The organism is Rhizobium jaguaris, from assembly GCF_003627755.1.
Taxonomy (GTDB): Bacteria; Pseudomonadota; Alphaproteobacteria; order Rhizobiales; family Rhizobiaceae; genus Rhizobium; species Rhizobium jaguaris.
Map to the genome: position 1 here is coordinate 2,974,691 of NZ_CP032694.1, position 26,560 is coordinate 3,001,250.

The window sequence follows — 26,560 nt, forward strand, 5'->3', positions numbered from 1 at the left end:
GTCCTAGGCCTTGTTCCCGAAAAGCCTAAGCCGCATGACGCCGCCGTCCGGATGCATGGCGAATCGCACATGCGTTACCGGGCCGATGGACGCCAAGACATCGGCGCCATATTCGTGGATGTGATCCATCTGCAGCTTCTGGCGCGGAAGGATCGGCTTCCAGTTCTCCGAGGCGGCGATCTCCGCATCGGTGAAGGTGTCGCCGTGACCGGGCAAATAAGCGCCAAGCAGTTCGCACGTATCCGGAAAATTGCCCTTGAAGAATGCGGTGTCGACGATAACGCGGTTGATGGTACCGGGATGACCTAGGCGGATGATCGTCCAGTCATGGCCGGGGCCACGCCGGCGCTTTGTTTCCCAGCCGTCGCCCATGTTGAGACCACGGCCCGGTCCGAGCATCTTGTCGGGGTGGCCATAATGCGCATCCGACCAGGCAAGCGCCTTGGCGCCGTTGAAGATATAGCCAAGGTCGACTTCTTCGGTGCCACCCACCTTCGACCAGTCGAAATAGGCCGCGCCGTAGACGCGTAGACGTGCAACACCGCCATCGGGATAGATGTGCATCCGAAGATGCGTCCAGACTTTTTCCTTATCGGCCACTTCGAAGAAATGATGTGCGCTGGAGCCGAGCGGCGATTTTACGAGGATCTCGGTCCAGGCGGTCGCGTCGGTCGGATCGCCATTTTCAACGAACGCGGCCTCGATCGAGCAATGCGGCGGGTAATTGCCCGTGAAATAGCTGGTATCGACATCAAACCCGAAGATGCGGCCCGGCATGGCGAGGCGGATGTCCGACCAGTCATGCCCCGGTACACGCTTGCGCCGGCTTTCCCAGCCGTCCATGTACTTGCCGTTGTCATCATAGAGATCCGGATCGAAGCTTGCCGGTACATCCTGCAGCATCCGATCCAGCGGCGCGAAGAACTCGTCGGTGGCGTAGAGCCCTTTGGCGCCGAGACGGGCGGAGGCAAGGTTAATGGCACCGAGCGCGAAGGACGGAAGGCTGGTATCGGCAGTGTCAGTCATTCAAGTCTCCGGAAGCATGGATTGCAGGCGTAGCATCGCGATCCTCTCCACCTGCGCCGTTGCGGTCGCAAATTCCGCGTCCCGGTCATTGCCGATCCGCGTTTCGAAGGCGGTGAGGATATCGTCTTTGCCGAGCCCCCTGACCGCAATAATAAAAGGAAAGCCGAATTTCGTCACGTAAGCCGTGTTGAGCTCGGTGAAGCGAGCATGCTCAGCCGGTGTCAGCCGATCAAGTCCGGCGCCTGCCTGCTCTTTGCGGCTGTCCTCAGTGAGCTTGCCGGCAATGGCCAGCCGACCGGCGAGGTCGGGATGCGCCCGCAAAACGCCAAGCCGCTCGTCAGCACTGGCCCTGCGGAAAATCGCAACCAGAGCGCCATGTACGCCGACTGACGTCAACGGTTCGACAATGCCACCAGCGTCATAAGCTCGTTCGGCAATGAACGGAGAGTGCTCGAAGACGCCGCCGAAGCGGGTCACAAAATCGTCGCGCGATATCATTCAGGGCGCACCCACGGGAAGGTGATGCTGGTACCAGTGATTGGCGATATCGATGCGCGTAGGTATCCAGACCTTGTCGTGCTTCAGTACATAGTCGATAAAGCGCCTCAGCGCCGCCGCACGACCCGGCCGGCCGACCAGACGGCAATGCAGGCCGACAGACATCATCTTCGGGCTACCCTGCTTGCCCTCTTCATAGAGCGTGTCGAAGGCATCCTTGAGATAGGTGAAGAACTGATCACCGGAATTGAAGCCCTGCGGTGTGGCGAACCGCATGTCGTTGGTTTCAAGCGTATACGGAATGATCAGGAACGGCTTGCCCTCGAGGCCGTCGACCCAATAGGGCAGATCGTCGGCATAGGAATCCGACGAATAGAGGAAACCGCCCTCTTCCATCACCAGTCGCAACGTGTTGTCGGAAGGTTTTCCCTGATACATGCCGTAGGGACGCTCACCGGTCAGCTCGGCATGCAGGCGCACGGCTTCGAGGATGTGCTTGCGCTCCAGATCCTCGGAGAAGTCCTTGTATTCCAGCCAGCGATAGCCGTGGCTCGCGATCTCCCAGCCGGCTTCCTTCATGGCAGCGACCGCTTCGGGATTGCGCGCCATGGCAAGCGTCACGCCGTAGACGGTCGCCTGAACCTTGAGCTCGGAGAACATGCGCCACAATCGCCAGAAGCCGGCGCGCGAACCATATTCATAGATCGATTCCATGTTGAGATTGCGCTGGTTCGGCCAGGGTGCCGCACCGACGATTTCCGACAGCAGATTCTCGGAGGCGGGATCGCCGTCGAGCACGGAGCTTTCCCCGCCCTCTTCGTAATTGATCACAAACTGCACCGCGATGCGCGCATCGCCAGGCCATTTCGGATCCGGTGTATGGCGGCCATAGCCAACGAGATTGCGGGGATAGGTATCGGACATCAAAGCACCTTCTCAACTGCGTGAAGACGGTAGCATTCATGGCCGGAAAGTCGAGACGGAAAGTGCGAAACCCACTTTCCTTTCGCCTGCAAGCAGTTAGGCGATCTTGCGAGCGCTGACCTTGCCCATCGGATGAAGAGAGTGCACTCGGAACGGCCCGCCGCTGCCCTCTTCCACCATCAGTGCAATGTTCGACACCGGCACCGGCTCGGCAAGCGCCGGCTCGAAGAAATCGCGCAATACCCGCTCCATGCGTGGCAGGTCGGCGGGGCTCACCGTACCTGTCAGCATCATCTGGAAGCGAAATTCATCCATGACATGCGGATGGCCCCAGCGGTGCAGATTGGCGAACTGCGTAGCCGACAGATTGTCTGGGTCGCTGCGCTCGATTTCCGCTTCGGTCAGCGGTGCCCGATAGTGGTCGAAGGCCTGGACCAGCGACGCGGCCAGGAAATTCATTTGCTGACAGGGTTCCGACGGCACCAGTCCGAACGTCCCACCGAGGCGCGCGACTTCCATCCGCGGAATTTCGAATGGCGTCACCGTGCCGGAAAAACGCATGAGATCGCGCAGCAGCGTCGCCTCGGACATATCTTCGGCCAGGCGAAACGGTGCTTTCAACGTGCCGTTGAAGCCGTAGCGGCGCGGCACTGCGGTATGGAAGGCGATTTCATGAATGCCGAGCCCGCGAATGGCTGGCGGGTCGACCATCTCCCCGGAGTAGACATTGCGTCCCAGCCAATTTGCGGCCACCAGCGTCAGCGGATCGCTGGCAGACGGCGTGAAGCAAATGGCGTAGCGCATAAAATCTCCTCCAGAGCGCGATAAACCGGCCAACCCAACCGGCGGCCGATGGGCAAGGAGATAGGTGATTTGCGTGACAAATTGACGACCTGGACAGGTTTATATTCACGTTTTATGTGATGCTACCGTAATGTGGTTCGAAAGTGCGAAACCTCGGGGCAGCTTGAAAGAACAGGGAATTTCCAACGCCTCCCGAACCGCCGCTTCGGCCAAGCGATGCGCCAGACCGAAACTGACCTTGAATCCACCGGTCAGCGCGATGAGATGTGGATGGTCCGGATGCGCTCCCACCATGGGATCCCGATCGATCGCCTTTGGCCGCAAACCGGCCCAGCGTTCGACCACCTCGGCATCGGCCAACACCGGCGCCATCATCCGCGCAGCGGTAAGGAGATCGTCCAGTTGAGCATCGGTCGACAACGGATTGTCGAAACGGTTCTCGCTCGTGCTGCCGACCGCAACCAATCCGCCCTCATGCGGAACGATATAGAGCCCGTCACGGAAAATCACCGGCAAACCTGCATCGACATCCGCTTTCAACAACGCCGCCTGCCCCTTGACTGGCACGCCGAGGGGCGAATGACGACCGGGCGTCAACCCATCCAGCATCGGAAAGGAGCGATGGCCGGCTGAGAGGATGCAACGGCGGAAACGGATGACGCCTTCGCGGGTCACCGCAATGCCTCTGTCCGGCTCGACGCTCTGGACATCCAGTCCTTCTACAACTCGAACATGTTTCGCCTTGCTGAGATATTCGGCAAGAACCCTCACGACGGCGCGGGGCGCAACGCGAGCGGCGAGCGTGTCGAAAACAAATCCGCTTTCGCCGGCGACCGGATCAATCCAGTCCTCTGCCGGGGCAGCGTCGAGCACATGCCAATGAAATCGCCGCTCGCCGTGATGCCAATGCGTTTCGGCATCCTGCGAGTGGCCCAGCGCAATCTTGCGCAGATGCGGCTTCGGCAACGGCATCAGCCGGCCAGAACGGCGGTATCCGGCGGAAAGCCCGATTGCCGCTTCCAGCGCCGCGATCTCATGCTCCAGAGATACGAGTGCATCGAACTGAAACTGCTTCTTCTCGGACCACTTGTCCGGCATATGCGGCATCAGCGCACCAAGCAGGCCGCCGCTTGCCCCCTGCCCCAGCCGACCGGCATCGACGAGCAAGGCCTCGACGCCCAAGCGCTCCGCATGCACCGCCGCCCATAGGCCCATAATGCCGCCGCCAACGATCAGCAGTTCGACGGACGATTGACCGGCAAGCCCCGGAAGATTATCGGCTGTTCCCATGACAGATCCAGTTTCCGATCGGACGCCAGCAGCCGAGGCCAATGCGGGCCAAGCGCTTGAATGGCGCGATGGCGATATGCCTTATTCGACCGCCTTTGGCGACCATTTTTATTGCCAGACCGACGGCCGGCTGGAATGCGGCCATGTCTTCCTCGCCGGCAACGGTCTGCCCGCGCGCTGGAATGAACAACAGAGCTTCCTGATCGGCGAACTCGGCTTCGGCACCGGTCTGAATTTTTGCGAGACCTGGCGGCAATGGCGACAGCACCGCGCGCCGAATTCGCAACTGCATTTCATGTCTTTCGAGCTCTACCCGATGCGCGCCGAGGAGATCGATCGCGCGCTGTCGCACTGGCCTGAAATCGAAGCCGAACGACAGGCGCTTGTCGCCGTTTGGCCTAAAGAACCGCGAGACCTCGTTGCACTCGCACTCGACGCCCAGACGCGCCTCAGCGTCGTCTGCGGCCAGGCGATCGACGGCGTGAGCCAGGCAGCAACAGGCTTCGACGCCTGGTATCTAGACGGCTTCGCCCCTTCCCGGAACGCCGATATGTGGTCGCCGGAACTCATGCAGCGTCTCCACGACAAGACAGTTCCCGGCGGCACCTTCGCCACCTACGCCGCCGCTGGCTTCGTGCGCCGCAACCTGCAGACAGCGGGCTTCACGGTCGAACGACGCAAGGGGTTTGCGGGAAAACGCGAGATGCTCTGCGGAGTCAAACAGTTTTAATTTGTGGAACGCTCGGTCTGGAGCGCCGCATCGCCCAGCCAACGGCGAGCCTTGGCTTCCAGGAGCTCGGGGCTGATCGGCTTGGACATATAGTCGTCCATCCCCGCCTCCAGGCACATGTCGCGGTCGACATCGAGCGCATGGGCGGTGACCCCGACGATCGGCACGCGCCAGCCCTGCCCGGCATCTGCTTCCAACTGCCGGATCATACGCGTCGCCTGATGGCCGTTCATGATCGGCATGGAAACATCCATCATGATCAGCGATGGCCGAAGCTGCTGCCAGGCCTCCACGGCCTCCTGACCGTTCTGAACTACGAGGAAGCGCAGGCCCGTGACCTGCAAGATCTGTGTGAAGACGATCTGATTGACCTCGTTGTCTTCCGCGACGAGGATATCGATGGCGCTAACGGGCTTCGCAGCCAACCCGCGTTCGATGGTGTCGATAGCGGTCGCTGCTTCGGCTGCTACCGGTGACTGCGAAGAGGCTGTGGGTTCGTCGCTACTCACCCGCTGCCGCCGTGCCGTGCGCAAAACGTCGATGATGGTGCCGCGCAGCACATTGGCGCGCGTGGGTTTCATCAGATGCGCCTGGCCATTTAGCGCCGCAAATTCCTTGTCGCTGCCGGCGACGTCCATGGATGTCAGGAAGATCAGCGACACGCCTTCGAAGCGAGAATCGGCGCGAATGGCGCGCGCGACCTCACCGCCGTTCATGTCCGGCATGTGATAGTCCAGGATCACGGCATCGACCGGGACGCCCATATCGAAAGCGGCATGGAGGATGGCGAGCCCCGTCTTGCCGTCCTCGGCGGCATAGCCGTCAAAACCCCATTGCTCCAACTGCTCGGTCAATATCCGCCGGTTGATCTCGTTGTCATCGACGACCAGGATACCGGCGCCCTTGACATTGACCGGCACCGCACGCGGTTCGCTGCGCATGGCCGCCGGAGAAACGGGCAGATGCACGGTAAAGGCCGAGCCCTTGCCCCATTCGCTCTCGACTTCGAGATAGCCGCCGAAGAGATCGACCAGCCCGGCTGTTATGGCGAGGCCGAGTCCCGTACCTTCGTGGCGGCGCGTCGAAGAAGCGTCGACCTGCGAAAACTTCTCAAAAATGGAATCGAGCTTCTCGTCGGGGATACCGATGCCCGTATCCTCGATACGGAGCGTCAACATGATCTCCCCGTTGTCGATCGGCTGACTGTTTACCTCGACCAGCACATGACCGCGCTCGGTGAATTTGACCGCATTGCCGACAAGGTTCGTGACGATCTGGCGAAAGCGGCCGGCGTCTCCCAACACCATGACCGGCACATCGGGCGCTGTGCGCACCAGCAACTCGATATCCTTTTCCGCCGCCGGCGACGACAGGAGTGTCGCGACATCTTCCACCGCCTCCGCCGGATCGAAGGCGGCCTTGCGCAAACGCATCTGCCCGGCATCGATCTTCGAGAAATCCAGGATATCGTTGATGATCGTCAGGAGCGCATTGCCCGATTTGACGATGATATCGATGAAAGTCTTCTGTCGGGCGTCGAGATCGGTCTTGGCCAAGAGTTCCGCCATTCCGAGAACGCCATTCATGGGCGTACGGATTTCATGGCTCATATTGGCGAGGAACTCGGATTTGGCGCGGTCGGCAGTTTCGCTGCGGGAAAGCAGCAGTTGCAGCTCTGCTTCGCGCTCCTTCATCTCGGTGACGTCGGTCAGCACCACCGTCCAACGGCGACTTTCGCTGATCGTCGCTTCGAGCTGCATCCAGCGCTCTCCGGCGACCTGGAACACCGCCGAGACAGGCTTGTTCGCCGCCATGCTTTCGCGCCACGCAAGCCGAAGCGCCTCCGGCTCGTCGCCGAAATCGCCGCGGGCGGCGCAATGATCGAAGGCGACGGACCAATGCTTGCCGACCTCGAGATAATCTACAGGAACACGCAGCATGTCCGTCAATGCGTCGCTTGCCAGCATGATGATGCCGTCCTGCACGATGAGCAGTCCTTGCGACATGGCATGCGTGGCGTCCGTCATCAGCTCGCCAAGGCGCTCGAGCGCAAGGCGAGCCTCGGTAATTTCGCGAGCTTGCTGGCGCACGGAGGAGATATCCGCATAGGCGACCAGGGTGCGGCCGTTCGAAATGCGGCGTGCGTCCATGATGACGGACTTGCCGTCGGCAAAATTCAGCTCGGTCTGGAGATGCGGCCCGGCATTGCGGAAGGCGTCCAGTCGCGCCTGGTAGATATCGTCGATGCTGCCGGCATCGGCATCGTAGCGGCCGACCTCGAAATGCTTGGCAACGAGGTCACGATAGGGCCGGCCCTCGAAGCGCTCGTCCTTGGGGAATTCCCAGATGTCGTAAAAGGCATCATTGGTATATTCCACGTCATAATTGCCGTCATGGATCATCACGCCGATCGGCATCGAGCGCAGGATATTCTCCAGATCCTGATGCAGGACCTCGGCGCGCGCCTGCGCGTCGATCAACTCGGTCTCTCGCAGCTTCAACACGGAAATATCGATCATGGACCCAACGGCATAGCGCTTGCCGTCCGAGGTGACGACGCGGTTGACGCGCGTCATGATCGGATGCTTCACCCGCAGCCGATCAACCACTTCACCTTCGAATTCGAGCCCGCGCCCTTCGTTCAGCGCCTTCTCGTTTTCCCTGAAGAAATCATCGGCGCCGGTTTCGAACATCTCGTGTTCCGTCTTGCCCAGCACCTCGGCGCGGCTCAGCCCCGTGATCGCCGCATAGGCCTCGTTGGCATAGATCAGCCGATGGTTGGCATCGCGCACGAAAGCGGCAACCGGCAGATCCTCGAGAATGGTGCGGTAAAGTCCGATCTCATCGACGTGATTGCCCGGACTATCGTCCTCTTTGGCAGCCAAGGACGAACGCGAAGGCGTGGCCGGCGCATCGAGAAACATCCCGAAGACGTAGAGGCGGTCTTCGGAGGGCGAAAAACTTTCAATCTGCACCCGCGAACGGCTATGGCCCGTCGGATCGAAGCAAAGCGCCATTTCCTCGGAGCCGAAGACCAGCGCCCGGCGCTCCTTGTCTTCGCGATCGGCCTCTTCGCCGCTATCAAAAAGGTCGCGGCTGCGATTGCCGATGAAATCGGAGATATCGCGCCCAAAGAAGCGCGCATAGGCTTCGTTGACGGCGACATAGCGCAGATCGCTGTTCTTGACATAAGCCGGCTGATCCAGATCGGCGATCCGGCGACAGGCCATCTCCAGCAATTCCCCGTCCGAGTTCAACAGGACCCCTCTTCTCACCACGCACAACAGTCTACTGACCAGAGCTTTATCACGAATCGCTTTAACAAGCCGTTAACCATATTGCCAGTTCGCTGAACGTCGCGTTCAGGCCACTGACTATCCCAGAACGGTCACCCCTAGGTCGCAAACGACGGCAGCATCCGACGTCGAACTCTGCCAAGAATCATATCAGGACAATGGTGGAGCGAGAGTATGAGCGACGATAGGAACATGGCCCTGCACGAGATCGAAACTGCTACGATCCCGGTCGAGCGCCGCCGCCGGGCCGGAGGTCGCGGGGCCGAGCGCAGTCGCAAGCCAAGCGGCGCAAAATATCTCAATCTCGTCAACAATCTCGCCCACACCGAGCTCCTGTCGCCTGAAGCGCTCGACGACATTCACGAAGCGTCGCTGACCATTCTCGAAGAGATCGGCATGGACATCATCCTGCCGGAAGCGCGCGAGCGCATGAAGGCCGCCGGCGCTACCATCACGCCCGGCACGGAACGTGTCCGCTTCGACCGCAGCATGATCGCCGAATTGATCGCCTCTGTCCCTTCGACCTTCACCCTGCATGCCCGCAATCCGCTCCGAAACGTTCAGATCGGCGGCAGGAACCTCGTTTTTGCCCAGGTCGCCTCGGCGCCGTTCGTCGCGGATCGTGAAGGTGGAAGACGAGCTGGCAATCAGGAGGACTTCCGCAAGCTGATCAAGCTTGCTCAATCCTACGACATCATTCACATGACCGGCGGCTATCCAGTCGAGCCCGTCGATATCCATGCCTCGGTGCGACATCTCGATTGCCTCTCCGACATCGTCAAGCTCACCGACAAGGCGTTTCATTGCTACTCGCTCGGCAAGCAGCGCAATCTCGACGCGATCGAGATCGCCCGCATCGGCCGCGGCATCAGCATCGAGCAGATGGAGCGCGAGCCGTCGCTTTTCACTGTCATCAATTCCTCTTCTCCGCTGCGCCTCGACGGACCGATGCTGCAGGGCATCATCGAAATGTCGTCGCGGGGCCAAGTCGTGATCCTCACGCCCTTCACGCTGGCGGGCGCAATGGCGCCGGTAACCATCGCCGGCGCGCTGGTGCAGCAGAATGCCGAGGCACTGTGCGGCATCGCCTTCACGCAGATGGTGCGCAAGGGAGCGCCCGTCATGTATGGCGGCTTCACCTCGAATGTCGATATGAAGACCGGGGCGCCGGCCTTCGGCACACCGGAATATATGAAGGCCGTGATCGCCGGCGGTCAGCTCGCTCGCCGCTACGGCATCCCCTATCGCACCTCCAACACCAACGCCGCCAATACGCTGGATGCCCAGGCAGCCTACGAATCGGCGTTGTCGTTGTGGGCGCTGACCCAGGGTGGCGGCAATTTCGTGCTGCATGCCGCCGGCTGGAGCGAGGGTGGGCTCACCGCCTCCTTTGAAAAATTCATCCTCGATGTCGACATGCTGCAAATGGTCGCGGAATTCCTGACGCCATTGGATGTCAGCCAGGACGCGCTGGCGCTGGACGCCGTGCGCGATGTCGGCCCCGGCGGCCACTATTTTGGCACGGCGCACACGCTCGCTCGCTACGAAACCGCCTTCTATTCGCCCATCCTTTCGGACTGGCGCAACCACGAAACCTGGACCGAAGCCGGTCGACCGACGACCTATGATCACGCCAACCGCGTCTTCAAGGAATCGCTCGCTCATTACGAGCGTCCTCCGCTTGATCCGGCAATCGAGGAGGAGCTCGATGCCTTTGTCGCCAAGCGCAAAAAGGAAGGCGGCGTTCCCACTGATTTCTAGAGTGAAATCAACCAGTTTTTCCTGTTTATTATGGACAAAATTTAATGCTGCGGCCGTCTTTTTGGCCGCGACTTCGCCCCCTTTTCCACACACCTTCAAACTCGGCTTCGGCTTGAGGCCCCTGTGTTTTGGGAAAGGGATGTCAATGTCTGTGCTTCGCACTTTAACGACGGCCGGTTTGATCGCGTTGACGCTTGGCAGCGCCGCTGCCGTAACCACCACAAATGCCGGCGCCTCCGAACGCGGCGCCTTCTTCGGCGGCCTTGCCGCTGGTGTCGTCGGTGGTGCCTTGGCGGCGGAGGCGGTACGGCCGGCCTACCCCGTCTATCCGGCTTATTATCCGGCCTATCGAACCTATTACGCTCCTGCCTATGTACGCGCCTACCCCAGCTGCTACTGGGCATGGCGCCATGACGGTTGGGGCCGGCCCTACCGTGTCGAGGTCTGCCGCTGAAGCATGATGGGACCGCGAGGTGCCGACAGTTTGCGAATGCCGCCGGCTTTCCGGCGGCGTTTTTGTTGCACCTGCGAACAAGCTTTCGCCCACACCCCTTGACATTAGCGTGGAATAAGACCAAATGCGCGTCAGCTTTCGCCTTCCGGCCGCCGCGTGAGCGTGCCCTGCGGGACTAGACGTACGCAAGAGAAGGACAAAAGCGCTTTTGAAATGAGACCGCAACCAAGGCGGTCGGATGCGCTGGAAAGCTTTTTCCAACTAACAAGTTCCCACTTCACGCGGGGTTCTTGACGCCAGAGACAGACCGGGCCGCATGGTGCGATCCGGCCTATTTGCTTTGGCGCCCCCGAAAGGTATTGATTTGACCGATTTTCATTCGCTTGGTCTCTCCAAGCAGATCGTCGATACGCTGTCGCAGAACAACTTCGCGACGCCGACGCCGATCCAGGCACAGGCCATCCCGCTTGTTCTCCAGGGCCGCGATCTCATCGGCCTCGCCCAGACCGGCACCGGCAAGACCGCTGCATTCGGCCTGCCGATCATCGAAATGCTGCTTAAGGACGCCAAGCGACCCGACAACCGCACCGTCCGCACGCTCATCCTTGCGCCAACCCGCGAACTGGTGAACCAGATCGCCGACAATCTTAAGCTCTTCGTCCGCAAGACACCGCTGAGAATCAACGTCGTGGTCGGCGGCGCCTCGATCAACAAGCAACAGCTCCAGCTCGAACGCGGCACCGACATCCTTGTCGCCACCCCTGGCCGCCTGCTCGACCTCATCAACCGCCGCGCCCTGTCGCTCGGCCAGGTCAGCTATCTCGTCCTCGACGAGGCCGACCAGATGCTCGACCTCGGCTTTATCCACGACCTGCGCAAGATCGCCAAGCTCGTGCCCGCCAAGCGCCAGACCCTGCTGTTCTCAGCCACCATGCCGAAGTCGATCGCGGATCTCGCTTCCGACTATCTGACCGATCCGGTCAAGGTGGAAGTTACCCCGCCGGGTAAGGCGGCCGACAAGGTCGAGCAGTATGTCCACTTCGTTGCCGGCCAGAACCATAAGACCGAGATCCTCAAGGAAACGATATCCGCCAATCCGGATGGCCGCGCTATCGTGTTCCTGCGCACCAAGCACGGTGCCGAGAAGCTGATGAAGCATCTCGACCACGTCGGCTTTGCCGCGGCCTCCATCCACGGCAACAAGAGCCAAGGCCAGCGCGAGCGCGCGCTTAAGGCTTTTCGTGACGGTGAGGTTCGAGTTCTCGTCGCTACCGACGTCGCCGCCCGCGGCATCGACATTCCCGGCGTTTCGCATGTCTATAACTACGATCTGCCGGAAGTGCCGGACGCCTATGTCCATCGCATTGGCCGCACCGCGCGCGCCGGCCGTGACGGTATCGCCATCGCCTTCTGCTCGCCGGATGAGATCCGCTTGCTGCGCGACATCGAGCGCCTGATGGGCATCGAAATCGCCGTTGCCAGTGGCGAAGCTCCGGCGGACCGTGGCCGTCCGGCTCGCGGCAACAACCGCGGCGGCGGTCGTGGCGGCCAGGGTCAGGGCCGTGGCGCAGGCCAGGGTCGCTCCGAAGGTCGTCCGGCTCGCCCGGCCCGTCGTCCCTTCTTCGACAAAGAAAACGGCGAGGCCCGAAGCCAGGCCGGCGAGCGCCAGGAGGGCCGTCCACACGAAGGTCGTCCGCAGCGCGAAAACAATCGCAATGCCGACTTCCGCGGCCAGCGCCGCAACGAGCGCACGCCGCGCCCGGAAGTGGACTACGATCTCGCTTCGACGTCCGATTTCCGTCCGGCCAAGAAGCCGCATCATAACGGCCCGGCAAACGCCAATGGCGCAGCCCACGAAGCCGGCGCCCATCGCGGCCAGCGCCACGCCCATAGCCGCCCCTCCGGCCGCCATAATGAGGAGCGCGGCCAAGGCCACGCCCATGGCGAACACCGCGAAGGCGGCAATGGCGGGATGAAGCGCCGCGGGCCGCGCAACGGCAACGGCCAGCGTCGCGAACGCGCTTGATGAAATGAAGAAAGGGGGCCCGAATGGCCCGGCCCCTAATCGAAATGTCGAACTAAAGTCGATATTGATGTCGAACCGCTTGCAGTACAGACACTGCAAGCGGTTTTTCTTGCTGCGGAATGCCTATTTTGCGACACAGCAAAACCCAGCCGCCAAATCATTGCAAGCTCCATTTGAAGCTTAGGATGTGTATGACGATGGCTCCGCGCTTGTGATTTGATCCAGATTTGCGATCAGCCGGGTGAGTAAGGCGACGAGTTGTAGCGCCTCTTCTTCTGTGAACCCATCCATTGCGTCACGATTTCCTTTGAACAAGGTCTCAATCGCGTAAGGCATGCGGGCCTGCGCGGCCTTCGTGAGAACGATGCGGCTACTTCGCCCGTCTTCCGGGTTGGGTGTTCGCTGGATCAAACCATCCCGCTCCATGCGAGCGAGCATCTGGGCCATCGGCGGCTGTTCGATCTTGGCGAAGCGAGCCAGATCGCGTTGCGTGCTTGCCTTCCCGTTCTGCAGCGCGACCAGCACCGGCAAGTGACCGACGCCGAACCCAAGCGGCCTCAGGCGTGCCTCGCTTAGACGGGCGAATCCTCTCGCAGCAAGACTGATGAGATGCCCCGGCGTAGAAAGCACGTCGTTTTCCATCTTCCGCTTATCCTTTGCCTGTGTTGACCGCAAACTACATATGTACGTATATATATTCGGGCAAGCTGGCAAGTTCGACTCCATGCCGAGCAACGATCCTTCTAACCAACCTTGAGGAAACGATATGTCGGAGACCCATACGCAATTGATCGAGCGCATCTACGACCGCTTCAACGCCAGAGACATCGACGGCGTACTCACCGAGCTTGCCAATGATGTTGCCTGGGCGAACGGTATGGATGGCGGCCACGTTCATGGGCGTGAGGCTGTGCGCGATTATTGGACACGGCAATGGGCGGTTGTCAGTCCACACGTTGAGCCCGTGGCAATTCAGACAACCGATGACGGTGTCATCGCTGTCGAGGTAATCCAGTCCGTGTTTGACCTCAACGGCCAGCCGTTGACGGGGCAAACCCATGGGCTGAAGGACAAGACGGTGACGCATATCTTTCGCATGAAGAACGGCAAAATCGCTCGCTTTGATATTAAGGACGCCCCGTAGACGTCCCGCGAGACCATGCCGAGAAAGCGGTCGTCCGGCGATTTGAGCTTCGGCGGGTGCCATACCGCCGATGAGCCCAGCCCGCCTTATTCCGGTACCACGGCCGCCGTGCGCCGATTGGTCAAATAAACGCCGATCACCACGATCAGGGTGCCGATGATGATCGGTAAGGTCAGCGGCTCACGGAAAACGATCGCCGCTTCGATGGCGACGGCGGGCGGTATCAGATAGATCAGTGAAGCAGCGCGCGACACCTGCCCTCGACGGATAAGATAGAGCAGCAGGCCGACGGCACCCATCGACAGACCGAAGACCGACCAGAGCAGCGCAAGGATGGCCTCAGGCGTGCCGTCGAAATGCAGGTTCTCGACCGTCAGCGCCAGAGGCACAGTGACGATGAGCGCGCCGACATATTGCAGCGTCGCGATGGTCCGGAGATCCCCTGTCTGCAAATGACGCTTTTGATAAAGTGTGCCATACGTCACCGAAACCATCGACAACAGATTGACGCCGAGCGGGATCGCCGACTGCCAGAGATTGGCGGTATCCGATGTCAAAAGCTTCGGCGAGATGGCAATCGCAATGCCGACGAAGCCGAGCAGCAGGCCAAGGCGCTGTGCCGGCTGCAGGCGCTCCCCGACCAGATAGGGCGCGGCCATCGCCGTCATCAGCGGCTGCAGGGCGGCGATAATGCCCGAAATCCCTGCTGGCACGCCGTTAGCGATCGCCCACCAGAGACCGCCGAGATAAAATCCGTGCAGAAAGATGCCAGAATAAATGGCGCGGAAGACGCTGGACCAATCGCGCGGCCATTTCGCACCGGTAAATGCGCAGAGCAGGACGAAAGCAAGCGCGGACAAGCTGTAGCGGATCACAAGAAAGGTGAACGGACCCGAGTGCATCGCTGCATATTTCGCAACGATCCAGCCTGTAGACCAGAGAAAAACGAAGATCGCCGGCGCGAATGTATCGAGGGACATGGGGGCTCAGACTGAAATTGATTTTGCAGGCTCGAACCGGGCCAGAATTGAAACCGGAACGTCCCTTGTGCAAGGGGCAGCTGCTGATAACCGAAGACAGTCAAAGCGTCAAAATCGAACCGCTGAAAACAACCATCAATTTTCTTCATGTCGGCCCCGAACACCCACGCTCGAGAAAATTCAGCATGCCGTTCAGGCATCGTGACGACAAAAATAAGCAAATGCTTAGATTTTGATCGCAGGCCAGCAGCAGTAATCTTTCATTTACTGGTGCGGCCACCCAAAATGCCTGGAAATCCAGCATTTTTGCCAGCTCCGAAATTCATGCCCTGAAACGCGCATACTTCTTGCATTGTCAAAACGGTTGTATTCAAATGAGAAAAAATGGGGACCGCACCTTTGGCATTTGATGAAATGATAACTGCGGATGAAAGTCCGCGCGCGCCTTACGAGAAATATTTCGAGTGGTACTCCGGCCAGGACAGAGGCCACCTAATTGCCAAATCCCGCGACGCGGAAAACATCTTCCGAAAGACAGGCATTACCTTCGCAGTCTACGGACACGCGGACTCCGCCGAGAAACTCATCCCCTTCGACATCATCCCCCGCATTATTTCCGGCCGTGAATGGCGCAAACTCGCCCAAGGCATCGAGCAGCGGGTCATCGCACTGAACGCCTTCCTCGACGACATCTACCACAAGCAGGAAATCATCCGCGCCGGCCGTATCCCACGCGAGCTGATCGAGAGGAACGACGCTTTCCTGCCGGAGATGATCGGCTTCCGTCCCCCGGGCGGCGTCTACACCCACATCGTCGGCACCGATATCGTGCGCACCGGCGAGGACCAGTTCTACGTGCTGGAGGACAATGCCCGCACGCCCTCCGGCGTCAGCTACATGCTGGAGAACCGGGAAACCATGATGCAGATGTTCCCGGAGCTGTTCCATCAGAACAAGGTGCAGCGCGTCGAGGACTATCCGCTACTGCTGCGCCAGAGCCTCGCCTCGCTCGCGCCTCGCGGCTGCAACGGCAAGCCGCGCGTCGCTGTTCTGACCCCCGGCATCTACAATTCCGCCTATTACGAACATTCCTTCCTTGCCGACATGATGGGCGTGGAGCTGGTCGAGGGTTCGGACCTGCGCGTCATCGATGGCAAGGTGAAGATGCGCACCACACGCGGCTATGAGGCGATCGACGTGCTCTACCGCCGGGTGGACGACGACTTCCTCGATCCCCTCACCTTCCGCCCGGATTCGGCGCTCGGCATCCCCGGCATCATGGACGTCTATCGCGCCGGGCACATCACTATCGCCAATGCGCCCGGCACCGGCATCTCCGACGATAAGGCGATCTATTCCTACATGCCCGAAATCGTTGAATTCTACACCGGCCGCAAGCCGATCCTCGAAAACGTGCCGACCTGGCGCTGTTCCGAGCCGGACAGCCTGAAATATGTGCTGGAGAACCTGGCCGATCTCGTCGTGAAGGAAGTGCATGGCTCCGGCGGCTACGGCATGCTTGTCGGGCCAACCGCCTCGAAGAAGGAGCGGGCGGAATTCGCCGAGAAGCTTAAGACCAAGCCGAACAATTATATCGCTCAGCCAACCTTATCCCTGTCGACCGTGCCGATCCTGGTAAACAAGGGCATAGCACCTCGCCATGTCGACCTGCGCCCCTACGTCCTCGTTTCCGACAAGGTACGGATCATTCCCGGTGGCCTCACCCGCGTCGCACTGAAGGAAGGTTCGCTGGTGGTCAATTCCAGCCAGGGCGGCGGCACAAAAGATACCTGGGTTCTGGAGGACTAAGACGGACATGCTTGGAAGAACCGCGAATGGCCTCTACTGGATGTTCCGTTACATCGAGCGCGCCGAAAACATAGCCCGTCTGGTCGATGCCGGCCAGCGCATGTCGCTGACCCGCAGCGGCGCAAACGAGGACGATGACTGGGACGGCGTGCTGCAGAGCGCCGGCGTGCGCGAAGCCTATGACGAGGTGCATGGCAAGCTGACCGGCGCCGACGCCATCGACTATCTGATGCGCGACCGCTCCAATCCGTCGAGCGTAATGTCCTGCATCGATTACGGCCGCAACAATGCCCGCATGGTACGCACGGCGCTCACCCGCGACACCTGGGAAGCGACAAACGAATGCTGGATCGAGCTGAAGACATTGCTCGGCAAGCGGCTGAAGACGGCCGAGGTGCCGGAGATGATCGAGGTCATCAAGCGCCGCGCCGGATTGATCCGCGGCGCGTTTCACGGTTCGATGCTGCGCAACGAGCTCTACAACTTCGCCCGCATCGGCACCTTCATCGAACGCGCCGACAATACGGCGCGCATACTCGACGTGAAATACTACGTCCTGCTGCCGTCGATCTCGCATGTCGGGTCTTCGCTCGATAATGCCCAATGGGAATCGATCCTGCGTTCGGTCTCTGCCCATCGCGCCTATAAATGGGCCTACGATCCGGAGTACAAGCCGGCCAACATTGCCGACTTCCTGATCCTCAATGGCCAGATGCCGCGTTCGCTTGCCTATTGCTACGAAAAGATCGTCAGCAATATCGGCTATCTCGGGACCGAATACGATCAGCGGCTCCCCGCGCACGACACCGCCGATGCCATCCGCAAGATGCTGCAGACGCTCACGGTCAAGAGCATCATGGATCAGGGACTGCATGAATTCCTGGAGGATTTCGTTTCGCGCAACAACAAGCTCGGCGCGGAAATCTCCGAGGGCTACAGGTTCTATGAGTAAGCGGATCACATTATGAGACTGACGATCAGCCATACCACCGAATACCGCTATGACGAACCCGCGCAATTTTCATTGCAGCGCCTACGGCTAACGCCGCTCACCGGTCCGGGCCAGACCGTCCTCGACTGGAAACTGACGGTCGAGGGCGCTCATCCGGAGGTGGAATATGAGGACCAGTTCGCCAATCGCGTAACACTCGTCTCGCTCGACGGCCAACAGGAAGCGACCCGGATCGTCGCCGCCGGCGAGATTGAAACGCAGGACCTGAACGGCGTGGTCGGCCCGCATAGCGGTTTCAGCCCGCTCTGGCTCTTCCTCAGGGAAACGCCGCGCACCAAGGCTGGCAAGCTGGCGAAGGAACTCGTGCGCGGCCTTTCGGGCGACAACGAACTCGGCAAGATGCATGCACTGATGAGCGCGATCCATCAGACGGTGGAATACAAGCCCGGCAGCAGCGACACGGAAACGACCGCGGAACAGGCATTGGAGAAGAAGAGCGGTGTCTGCCAGGACCACGCCCACATCTTCATTGCCGGCGCCCGCGCACTTCGCATCCCGGCCCGCTATGTCTCCGGCTACCTGTTGATGGAAGGCACGGCCGAGCAGACCGCCACGCATGCCTGGGCCGAAGTGCATATTCCCGGCCTCGGCTGGGTCGGCTTCGATCCGGCCAACGACGTCTGCCCCGACGCGCGCTACGTTCGCATCGCAACCGGCCTCTGCTACCGCGACGCCGCCCCGGTCTCCGGCATGCGCCTTGGCACGCCAGGGGAAAGCCTTTCAGTCAAGGTGACGGTGGCGAGCCAGGAACAAAGCCAGAGCCAGAGCTGATATCGGCATCTCAGGAATTAGCTGCGCCCAAACGACAATCTTTGGCGACCAAAGAGCGCGCGCCGCTTCCGGCGGTCGGGAGCATAGGCGTCATTTTTGGGACGTGCCTCCTCAATGCACCCCGCCATCGGGCAACAGGAGTTCCAGCCCGTTTCGCCGCCCGATCTCAACCACACGCGGAATATCCGTCGGCTTTCCGTACGGTGGCGGCAAGTCGCATGTGCCGACCGGCATCGCCTCGCCTGCTTCCGTGAAGAAGCCATCGTGAACGCGACCGGGCGAATTGATGATCAGCAGCCGTCCCGGCGCCGCACCGATATTGCGGAACGCATGAATGGCGCCGGTCGGTATCTTGACAAAACTACCGGCCTGCGCCTGGACGGTCTCGCCATCGATCATGAATTCAAACAGGCCCTCCAGGATGTAAAACGCTTCATCATCATCGGGATGCCTGTTCGGCGGTGTGCCCGCCCCTGGCGCCGTCAGCGTCTCGACAAGGCAATAGGCCCCGCCTGTATCGACGCTGTGAGCGTGAAAACGAAAAAGGTTGCCAAAGAGATGATAGGTATCGGCCTGCAAGGCTGACATAGCGCCCCCCGGATGCCAAATTAAGGATGCAATCCGGAAGGGACTATATCATGAACTGCTGATCAAAGCAGTGCGGCCGGAACCATGCACCGGAACGCGCCGCATACTTACCAACGGCCGCAATATGCAAAAAGGGCGGAACTTTCGTCCCGCCCTTTCCAATTCCAAACGCTAAACTTAGTGGCTGTCGCGATTCATCGGGACGTCGGAGCCGCGTGAGCCAACCAGGAAGTCCAGGTCGGCACCAGTGTCGGCCTGCATGACGGTGTTGATGTAGAGGCCGCCATAGCCGCCGACGAGCGGCTTGACCGGGGAAACCCAGGCGGCGCGGCGCTTAGCCAGTTCTTCGTCGGAGATTTCGAGCTGGATCGTGCGGGCCGGAACGTCGACGGCGATGATGTCGCCGTTCTGAACCAGTGCCAGAGGCCCGCCATCGGCAGCTTCCGGAGCCGTATGCAGGATGACGGTGCCGTAAGCCGTGCCGGACATGCGCGCATCGGAAATGCGGATCATATCGGTGATGCCCTTCTTCAGCACCTTGGGCGGCAAGCCCATGTTGCCGACTTCGGCCATGCCCGGATAACCCTTCGGACCGCAGTACTTCAATACCATGATGCAGTTCTCGTCTATGTCGAGGTCCTCGCGGTTGATGCGGGCGTGGTAGTCCTCGATGCTTTCGAAGACGACGGCGCGGCCCTTGTGCTGCATCAGATGCGGCGAAGCGGCGGACGGCTTGAGAACGGCGCCCTTCGGAGCCAGGTTGCCGCGCAGAACCGCGATGCCGCCGGATTGCGTCAGCGCCTTCTCGCGCGAGACGATGACGTCCTCATTGTAGTTGACGACATCCTTGACGCCGGCCCAGATGGTATCGCCGGTGACGGTGATTGCATCCTTGTGCAGCAGCCCCATGTCGCCGACTGCCTTGATGACGACAGGCAGACCGCCAGCGTAATAGAACTCTTCCATCAGATATTTGCCGGAAGGCTGCAGATTGACGATGGTCGGCACCTCGCGGCCCAAGCGATCCCAATCGTCCAGCGACAGACCGACGCCGACACGGCCGGCAAGGGCCAGGAGATGCAGCACGGCATTGGTCGAACCGCCGACGGCACCGTTGACGCGGATGGCATTTTCGAAGGCTTCCTTGGTCAGGATATCGGAAGGCTTCAGGTCTTCCTTGACCATATCGACGATGCGGCGGCCGGAAAGCTGCGAAATGACGCGGCGACGCGCATCGACGGCGGGGATGGCGGCATTGCCCGGCAGGGTCATGCCGAGTGCTTCGGCCATCGACGCCATTGTCGAGGCAGTACCCATCGTCATACAGCTACCGGCCGAGCGGGCCATGCCCTGCTCCGCATCCATGAATTCCTCCAGCGTCATCTCGCCGGACTTGACCATTTCCGAAAACTGCCAGACCGCCGTGCCGGAGCCGACATCCTTGCCCCGCCACTTGCCGTTCAGCATCGGGCCGCCGGAAACGAGGATGACCGGGATGTCGACGGAGGCGGCACCCATCAAAAGGCTTGGGGTGGTCTTGTCGCAGCCGCCGAGCAGCACGACACCGTCGACAGGATTGCCGCGGATCGCCTCTTCGACGTCCATCGCTGCGAGATTGCGGAACATCATCGCCGTCGGGCGCAGCGTGCTTTCACCGGTCGAGAAAACCGGGAATTCCACAGGGAAACCACCAGCTTCGTAAACGCCGCGCTTCACGCGCTCGGCAAGATCCCGAAGATGCGCATTGCAGGGCGTCAGCTCCGACCAGGTATTACAGATGCCGATGATCGGTCGGCCGTCGAACGTGTCGGCCGGCAAGCCCTGGTTCTTCATCCACGAGCGATGCATGATCGCGTTCTTGCCGGTGCCGCCGAACCAGTCGTAGGACCGCAATTTGCGCGGCCATTCTGCTTTCTTTTTCATGTCTTAATACCCTTTGCGTCGCCCAGGCCGCCTCGTTCGCGCCTGGGCTTTGAAATCGATGATCAGGCCAGCGTGTAAGCCGTCTTGACCGTGGTGAAGAATTCGGCGGCATATTTGCCCTGCTCGCGCGGGCCGAAGGACGAACCCTTGCGGCCGCCGAACGGCACGTGGAAATCGACGCCCGCCGTCGGCAGGTTCACCATCACCATGCCGGCTTCCGCATTGCGCTTGAAATGCGTCGCGTGCTTCAGGCTCGTCGTGGCAATGCCGGAAGATAGGCCGAACGGCGTGTCGTTGGCCGTTGCCAGCGCCTCTTCGTAATCCTTCACTCGGATGACCGAAGCGACCGGTCCGAAGATCTCTTCGCGGCTGATGCGCATCTGGTTCGTCGCTTCGGTGAACAGCGTCGGCTGCAGGTAGAAGCCGGGCGTTTCGCGGCTGATGAGTTCGCCGCCGAAGGTGAGCTTGGCGCCCTCCTGCTTGCCGATCTCGATGTAGTCCGTATCGGTCTTCAGCTGCTTGGCGTCGACCACGGGACCGATATGCGTGCCGGTCTTGACGGCGTTGTCGACATTCAGCCCCTTCAGCCTATCGGTCAGAGCCGCGACGAACTTGTCGTGGATACCCTCGGTGACGATCAGACGCGAAGAAGCGGTGCAGCGCTGGCCGGTCGAGAAGAAAGCGGAATTGGCCGCGGCCTCGACGGCAACAGTCAGGTCGGCATCGTCAAGCACGACCATCGGGTTCTTGCCGCCCATTTCGAGCTGGTACTTGCGGCCGTGCTCGACGGAGGAAAGTGCCACACGTTTTCCGGTGCCGACCGAGCCGGTGAAGGTGATGCCCGAAAGAATCGGGCTGTCGAGCATCGCCTGGCCGACGACCGAACCCTTGCCCATGACGAGGTTCAGCACGCCTTTCGGCAGGCCGGCGCGGTGGAGAATATCGACAATCGCCCAGGAACAGCCGGGCACGAGATCGGCCGGCTTGAAGACGACGGTATTGCCGTAGCAGAGCGCCGGCGCAATCTTCCAGGCCGGAATGGCGATCGGGAAGTTCCAGGGCGTGATGATGCCGATGACACCGAGCGGCTCGCGGGTGATCTCAACGCCGATGTTGGGGCGGACCGAGGGAACCACTTCGCCCGCCAGGCGCAATGCTTCGCCGGCGAAGAATTCGAAGATCTGGGCCGCGCGGATCGTCTCGCCGATCGCCTCCGGCAAGGTCTTGCCTTCTTCGCGAGCAAGCAGCGCGCCGAGCTCATCCTTGCGCGCCATGATCTCGTCGCCAGCCTTCTTCAGGATGGTATGGCGCTCGAGAATACCCGAACGCGACCAGGCAGGAAACGCGGCCTTGGCCGCCGCAATCGCATCCGCCACGTCCTGGACGCTGGCACTGGCATAGAGACCGACGACCTCGTTGGTATCAGATGGATTGATATTCTCGGCGCCGGTCGTGCCGGTCCATTCGCCGGCGATCAGATTCTGATGAATGGTCATGGCTTCATGCCTCCCTGGATCTTCTTGGAAATGGCCAGCCGCGCATGGGGCAGCCGGCCTCGACATATATTAGAGCTGGCGAACCGCTACATTCTCCTCAGAGGCAACAGCGAGCCGATTGCGCAGCGGCAGGCCAAAATCAGCAACTTCGATTTCGAAGACATCGCCGGCTTCCGGCTTGATGCCATCCGCGAAGGAGAGCGTCGCCGTACCGAACATATGGACGTGGACGTCGCCGGGAATTCGGAACAGGCCATACTTGAAATGGTGGTATTCGAGATTGGCGAAAGTATGCGACATATTCGCCTCGCCCGAGAGGAAGGGCTTTTCGAAGATCACCTTGTCGCCGCGCTTGATGCGCGAAGTGCCCCTGATATCCTCAGGTGCGGCGCCGATACGGATTTCCGGACCGAAGCTTGCCGGACGCAGCTTGGAGTGGGCAAGATAGAGGTAGTTGATCCGCTCGGTGACGTGATCGGAAAATTCGTTCGAGAGCGCAAAGCCGATGCGGAACGGCGAACCGTCCTTGGCTATGACATAGATACCGGCCATCTCAGGCTCTTCGCCGCCGTCGAGCGCGAAGGAGGGAGAAACGAGCGCAGCGCCAGGAGCGGCTGCGCCATAGCCGTTGCCCTTATAGAACCATTCAGGCTGGACACCCTTTTCGCCGGCCTTCGGCTTGCCGCCCTCGATGCCCATCTTGAACATCTTCATGGAGTCGGTAAGCGTTTCCTCGGCAGCTTCCGTCGTCTTCTTGTGCATGGAATCGCGGGTCGCGGCGGAACCGAGATGCGTCAGGCCAGTGCCGGTCAGATGCAGGTGAGCCGCATCGGGATGAGTGATCGGCGACAGGAAACGGCCTTCGGTATAGGCTTTTTCCAAATCGACCACGTCGCCGAACCCGTGCGCTTCGATGACGGAAACGAGGGACTTGCCGCTATCGGCAGCTTCCATCGCGAGCTTATAAACGCTGCCGCCGTTGACGACGGCCTTGGCAACATCGCAGCGCCTGTTGCGGACCGCAACGACGATCTCGCCGTTCGAACCCTTGATCTGGGAGATGAGCATATCTTTCATCCTTTCCTAACAGACAGAGATCGGATGCACTTCACCGTTCCGGCTCTCGTCGAGAGCCGGACTCTGTCATGGATTTGGTTTTAAAGCCTCGGTTGATCGCGCTGCGATCAACCCTTGTTCTTGTTGTAGACGTCGATGAACACGGCAGCGAGCAGCACCGCACCCTTGATCATCTTCTGGGAGTCGGTCTGATAGCCAAGGATGGACATGCCCTGGTTCAGCACGCCCATGATCAAGGCGCCGATGACGGCGCCCGTCACCTTGCCGACGCCGCCGGACGCCGAAGCGCCGCCGATGAAGCAGGCCGCGATCACGTCGAGCTCCAGACCGTCGCCGCCCTTGGCGGTTGCCGAGTTCAAGCGCGTGGCGATGATGATGCCGGCGATGCTGGCAAGGATGCCCATGTTGATGAAAGTGTAGAACGTCAGGCGGCGGGTATCGATACCCGAAAGCTTCGTCGCCTTCTCGTTACCGCCCATGGCATAGATGCGCCGACCGATGGTGGTGCGCTGCGTGGCAAAGCTGTAAAGGGCGATCAGCAGCAGCATGAGAACCAGAACGTTCGGCAGTCCTCTGTAGGAGGAAATCTGATAGCCGATGAAGATGGTCGCGGCGGCAACCACCAGATTCTGGGCGAGAAAGAAGCTGAAAGGCTCGACGTCGATGCCGTGCTGCTCGTTAACATTGCGGCGACGCCACGAGAGCAGGAACATGACGATCGGGATGGCGATGGTCAGGAAAATCGACGTCGAGCGAATGGTGCCCATATCGACGAAGTCGGGAATGAAGCCCGTTGCGACGATCTGGAATGCCGGCGGGAACGGGCCGATACTGCTGCCGTTGCCGGTCGTATTGATGATGGCATAGGTCAGGCCGCGGAAAACCAGCATGCCCGAAAGCGTGACGATGAACGAGGGAATGCGGTGGTAGGCGATGAAATATCCATGCCAAGCGCCGACCGCGGCACCCATCAGAAGACAAATGACCGTCGCAAGCGCCAGATTCATATGCATCTGCACGACCAGCACGCCGGCAACCGCACCAACGAAACCGACGACGGAGCCGACGGATAGGTCGATATGGCCCGCCACGATCACAAGCAGCATGCCCAACGCCATAATAACGATGAATGAATTCTGCAGCACGATGTTGGTCAGGTTCTGCGGCCTGAACAGAACGCCGTTCGTGAGATACTGGAACAGCAGCATGATGACGACGAGCGCGATCAACATGCCGTATTCGCGAATATTGTTGCGGATATGGTCGCCGATGGAAACGACGTGGCTGGTTTCCGTGGCTGTGGCTGGGTTGGCCGAACTCATTGATGCTTCTCCCCTGAGCGCATGATAGCGCGCATGATACTCTCCTGGCTTGCCTGTGCCTTCGGCAGCTCGGCAACGATTCGACCTTCATTCATGACGTAGATGCGGTCGCAGGTACCGAGAAGCTCCGGCATCTCCGATGAAATCATCAGAACGCCCTTTCCGTCGGCGGCAAGCTGGTTGATGATGGAATAGATTTCGTATTTGGCGCCGACGTCGATGCCACGCGTCGGCTCGTCAAGGATTAGGACGTCCGGATCGGAGAACAGCCATTTCGACAGCACCACCTTCTGCTGGTTGCCGCCGGACAGGTTGCCCGCCTCCTGGAAGACGCCTGCCGAGCGGATTCGCAGCTTGGCGCGATAGTTTGTCGCCACCTGCAGCTCCCGAACGTCGTCAATGACGGTCGCCTTGGAAACGCCCATCAGATTGGCGAGCGTCGTATTGTGCAGGATGCTGTTCGACAGCACGAGGCCGAGTTGCTTGCGGTCCTCGGTCACATAGGCGAGACCGGCATCAATCGCCCTGCGCACCGTGCTGGTGTCCACCGCCTTGCCGTCGACAAAGACTTCACCGCTGACCCTGTGACCGTAGGACTTACCGAACACGCTCATGGCAAATTCGGTGCGTCCGGCACCCATCAGGCCGGCAATACCGACCACTTCGCCCTTGCGCACATTGACATTGATATTGTGCAGGACCTGGCGATCGCGATGCTGTTGGTGAAAGGCGTTCCAGTTCTTCACTTCGAATATCGTCTCGCCGATCGGCACCGAACGGGGCGGATAGCGATCCGCCAGCTCGCGGCCGACCATGTTGCGAATGATGATGTCTTCGCTGATCTCTTCTTCGTGACAGTTCAGCGTCTTCACCGTCATGCCGTCACGCAGCACCGTAATCTCGTCGGCCACCTTGCGCACTTCGTTGAGCTTGTGCGTGATGATGATCGAGGTGATGCCCTGATTGCGAAACTCGATGAGGAGGTTGAGCAGCGCATCGGAATCGCTTTCGTTGAGCGATGCCGTCGGCTCGTCGAGAATGAGCAGCTTGACGCTCTTCGACAAGGCCTTGGCGATCTCGACGAGCTGCTGCTTGCCGACGCCGATGTCGGTGACGAGCGTATTCGGGGATTCCTTGAGGCCTACCTTGGCAAGGAGCTGCTTGGTCCGAGTGAAAGTTTCCTGCCAATTGATCATGCCATTGGCGATGACCTCATTGCCCAGAAAAATGTTTTCGGCGATCGACAGCAGCGGCACAAGCGCCAGCTCCTGATGGATGATGATGACGCCGATCTCTTCGGAGTCCCTGATGGTTTTGAACTGACGGACCGCGCCGTCGTAGTAGATGTCGCCATCATAGGTGCCGGCCGGGTAGACGCCCGAAAGCACCTTCATGAGGGTGGACTTGCCTGCCCCATTTTCCCCGACCAAGGCATGGATTTGGCCCTGGCGGACCTTCAGATTGACATTTTCCAAGGCGTTCACACCAGGAAACGACTTGGTGATGCTCCGCATTTCGAGGATGGTATTGTCCATTGTCCGTATCCAACGCCGCAGTCGAACATAGCAGACCGGGCGATCGTCTTAAATATCAAAGCCAGGGCTCGCGTTTCAGCGAGCCCTGACCGGT

22 protein-coding genes are annotated in these 26,560 nt (G+C 60.3%); 8 read left to right on the forward strand and 14 right to left on the reverse strand.

The genetic code is table 11. The features are described 5' to 3' along the window. Positions 1-3: 3 nt before the first annotated feature. The 5 genes from alc to CCGE525_RS14550 form a co-directional block, all read right to left on the reverse strand. Positions 4-1,026 carry an allantoicase gene (gene alc / locus CCGE525_RS14530; RefSeq protein ID WP_120704890.1) on the reverse strand — a complete coding sequence of 341 codons (1,023 nt, stop codon included), beginning with the start codon at positions 1,024-1,026 and terminating at the stop codon, positions 4-6. Then, positions 1,027-1,524: a 2-oxo-4-hydroxy-4-carboxy-5-ureidoimidazoline decarboxylase gene (uraD, locus tag CCGE525_RS14535; RefSeq protein ID WP_120704891.1), complete on the reverse strand. Its 498-nt coding sequence runs from the start codon at positions 1,522-1,524 to the stop codon at positions 1,027-1,029. Beyond that, positions 1,525-2,451 carry an allantoinase PuuE gene (gene puuE, locus CCGE525_RS14540; protein WP_120704892.1) on the reverse strand — a complete coding sequence of 309 codons (927 nt, stop codon included), beginning with the start codon at positions 2,449-2,451 and terminating at the stop codon, positions 1,525-1,527. 93 nt (positions 2,452-2,544) lie between these two features. After that, positions 2,545-3,252, reverse strand: a complete 708-nt coding sequence (locus tag CCGE525_RS14545) for a DUF1045 domain-containing protein (RefSeq protein WP_120704893.1) — start codon at positions 3,250-3,252, stop codon at positions 2,545-2,547. A 105-nt stretch (positions 3,253-3,357) separates the two neighbouring features. Continuing rightward, a complete protein-coding gene (locus CCGE525_RS14550; RefSeq protein WP_120704894.1) occupies positions 3,358-4,542 on the reverse strand; it encodes an NAD(P)/FAD-dependent oxidoreductase in 1,185 nt (394 codons plus the stop codon). Here CCGE525_RS14550 and mnmC2 point away from each other — a divergent pair. Beyond that, positions 4,541-5,272, forward strand: coding sequence for a tRNA (5-methylaminomethyl-2-thiouridine)(34)-methyltransferase MnmC2 (mnmC2, locus tag CCGE525_RS14555; RefSeq protein WP_120704895.1), 732 nt, complete (start codon positions 4,541-4,543; stop codon positions 5,270-5,272). The genes CCGE525_RS14550 and mnmC2 overlap by 2 nt on opposite strands. On the opposite strand, the gene CCGE525_RS14560 is transcribed toward mnmC2, so the two are convergent. Then, a complete protein-coding gene (locus CCGE525_RS14560) occupies positions 5,269-8,529 on the reverse strand; it encodes a PAS domain-containing hybrid sensor histidine kinase/response regulator (RefSeq protein WP_120704896.1) in 3,261 nt (1,086 codons plus the stop codon). The genes mnmC2 and CCGE525_RS14560 overlap by 4 nt on opposite strands. Before the next feature lie 213 nt (positions 8,530-8,742). Here CCGE525_RS14560 and CCGE525_RS14565 point away from each other — a divergent pair, with 213 nt between their 5' ends. The 3 genes from CCGE525_RS14565 (at position 8,743) to CCGE525_RS14575 (ending at position 12,809) form a co-directional block, all read left to right on the forward strand. Continuing rightward, entirely contained in the window at positions 8,743-10,329 is a 1,587-nt protein-coding gene (locus CCGE525_RS14565) for a trimethylamine methyltransferase family protein (RefSeq protein ID WP_120704897.1), read from the forward strand. 145 nt (positions 10,330-10,474) lie between these two features. Continuing rightward, entirely contained in the window at positions 10,475-10,783 is a 309-nt protein-coding gene (locus tag CCGE525_RS14570) for a hypothetical protein (protein WP_120704898.1), read from the forward strand. 316 nt (positions 10,784-11,099) lie between these two features. After that, the gene (locus CCGE525_RS14575; RefSeq protein WP_120704899.1) at positions 11,100-12,809 is read left to right on the forward strand and encodes a DEAD/DEAH box helicase; all 1,710 of its coding nucleotides are present in this window, start codon (positions 11,100-11,102) and stop codon (positions 12,807-12,809) included. A 180-nt stretch (positions 12,810-12,989) separates the two neighbouring features. On the opposite strand, the gene CCGE525_RS14580 is transcribed toward CCGE525_RS14575, so the two are convergent. Next, entirely contained in the window at positions 12,990-13,451 is a 462-nt protein-coding gene (locus CCGE525_RS14580) for a MarR family winged helix-turn-helix transcriptional regulator (RefSeq protein ID WP_120704900.1), read from the reverse strand. Between the two features lie 124 nt (positions 13,452-13,575). On the opposite strand from CCGE525_RS14580, the gene CCGE525_RS14585 reads away from it, so the two are divergent. After that, positions 13,576-13,953, forward strand: a complete 378-nt coding sequence (locus tag CCGE525_RS14585) for a nuclear transport factor 2 family protein (RefSeq protein ID WP_120704901.1) — start codon at positions 13,576-13,578, stop codon at positions 13,951-13,953. Positions 13,954-14,039: 86 nt separating this feature from the next. Here the strand turns inward: CCGE525_RS14585 and CCGE525_RS14590 are convergent, their stop codons facing one another. Beyond that, entirely contained in the window at positions 14,040-14,933 is an 894-nt protein-coding gene (locus CCGE525_RS14590) for a DMT family transporter (protein WP_120704902.1), read from the reverse strand. Positions 14,934-15,332: 399 nt separating this feature from the next. Here CCGE525_RS14590 and CCGE525_RS14595 point away from each other — a divergent pair, with 399 nt between their 5' ends. From CCGE525_RS14595 to CCGE525_RS14605, 3 genes are read left to right on the forward strand one after another with little or no spacing between them, the layout of a single operon-like run. Beyond that, complete coding sequence (locus tag CCGE525_RS14595; protein ID WP_120706418.1) at positions 15,333-16,742, forward strand: circularly permuted type 2 ATP-grasp protein; 1,410 nt, start codon at positions 15,333-15,335, stop codon at positions 16,740-16,742. Positions 16,743-16,749: 7 nt separating this feature from the next. Continuing rightward, positions 16,750-17,694 (forward strand): alpha-E domain-containing protein, encoded by a 945-nt coding sequence (locus CCGE525_RS14600; protein WP_120704903.1) that lies wholly within the window; start codon positions 16,750-16,752, stop codon positions 17,692-17,694. 12 nt (positions 17,695-17,706) lie between these two features. After that, positions 17,707-18,525: a transglutaminase family protein gene (locus CCGE525_RS14605; protein ID WP_120704904.1), complete on the forward strand. Its 819-nt coding sequence runs from the start codon at positions 17,707-17,709 to the stop codon at positions 18,523-18,525. A 111-nt stretch (positions 18,526-18,636) separates the two neighbouring features. On the opposite strand, the gene CCGE525_RS14610 is transcribed toward CCGE525_RS14605, so the two are convergent. The 6 genes from CCGE525_RS14610 to mmsA form a co-directional block, all read right to left on the reverse strand. Beyond that, entirely contained in the window at positions 18,637-19,113 is a 477-nt protein-coding gene (locus CCGE525_RS14610) for a cupin domain-containing protein (RefSeq protein WP_120704905.1), read from the reverse strand. 177 nt (positions 19,114-19,290) lie between these two features. Continuing rightward, positions 19,291-21,036: an L-arabinonate dehydratase gene (gene araD, locus CCGE525_RS14615; RefSeq protein WP_120704906.1), complete on the reverse strand. Its 1,746-nt coding sequence runs from the start codon at positions 21,034-21,036 to the stop codon at positions 19,291-19,293. Positions 21,037-21,098: 62 nt separating this feature from the next. Continuing rightward, on the reverse strand, positions 21,099-22,532 hold the full coding sequence (locus CCGE525_RS14620) for an aldehyde dehydrogenase family protein (protein ID WP_120704907.1): 1,434 nt from the start codon (positions 22,530-22,532) through the stop codon (positions 21,099-21,101). A gap of 69 nt (positions 22,533-22,601) precedes the next feature. Beyond that, positions 22,602-23,600: an AraD1 family protein gene (gene araD1 / locus CCGE525_RS14625; protein ID WP_120706419.1), complete on the reverse strand. Its 999-nt coding sequence runs from the start codon at positions 23,598-23,600 to the stop codon at positions 22,602-22,604. Positions 23,601-23,716: 116 nt separating this feature from the next. Further along, on the reverse strand, positions 23,717-24,931 hold the full coding sequence (gene mmsB / locus CCGE525_RS14630) for a multiple monosaccharide ABC transporter permease (protein ID WP_120704908.1): 1,215 nt from the start codon (positions 24,929-24,931) through the stop codon (positions 23,717-23,719). After that, complete coding sequence (gene mmsA / locus CCGE525_RS14635) at positions 24,928-26,466, reverse strand: multiple monosaccharide ABC transporter ATP-binding protein (protein ID WP_120704909.1); 1,539 nt, start codon at positions 26,464-26,466, stop codon at positions 24,928-24,930. The genes mmsB and mmsA overlap by 4 nt, the downstream gene beginning before the upstream one ends. Positions 26,467-26,560: the final 94 nt, after the last annotated feature.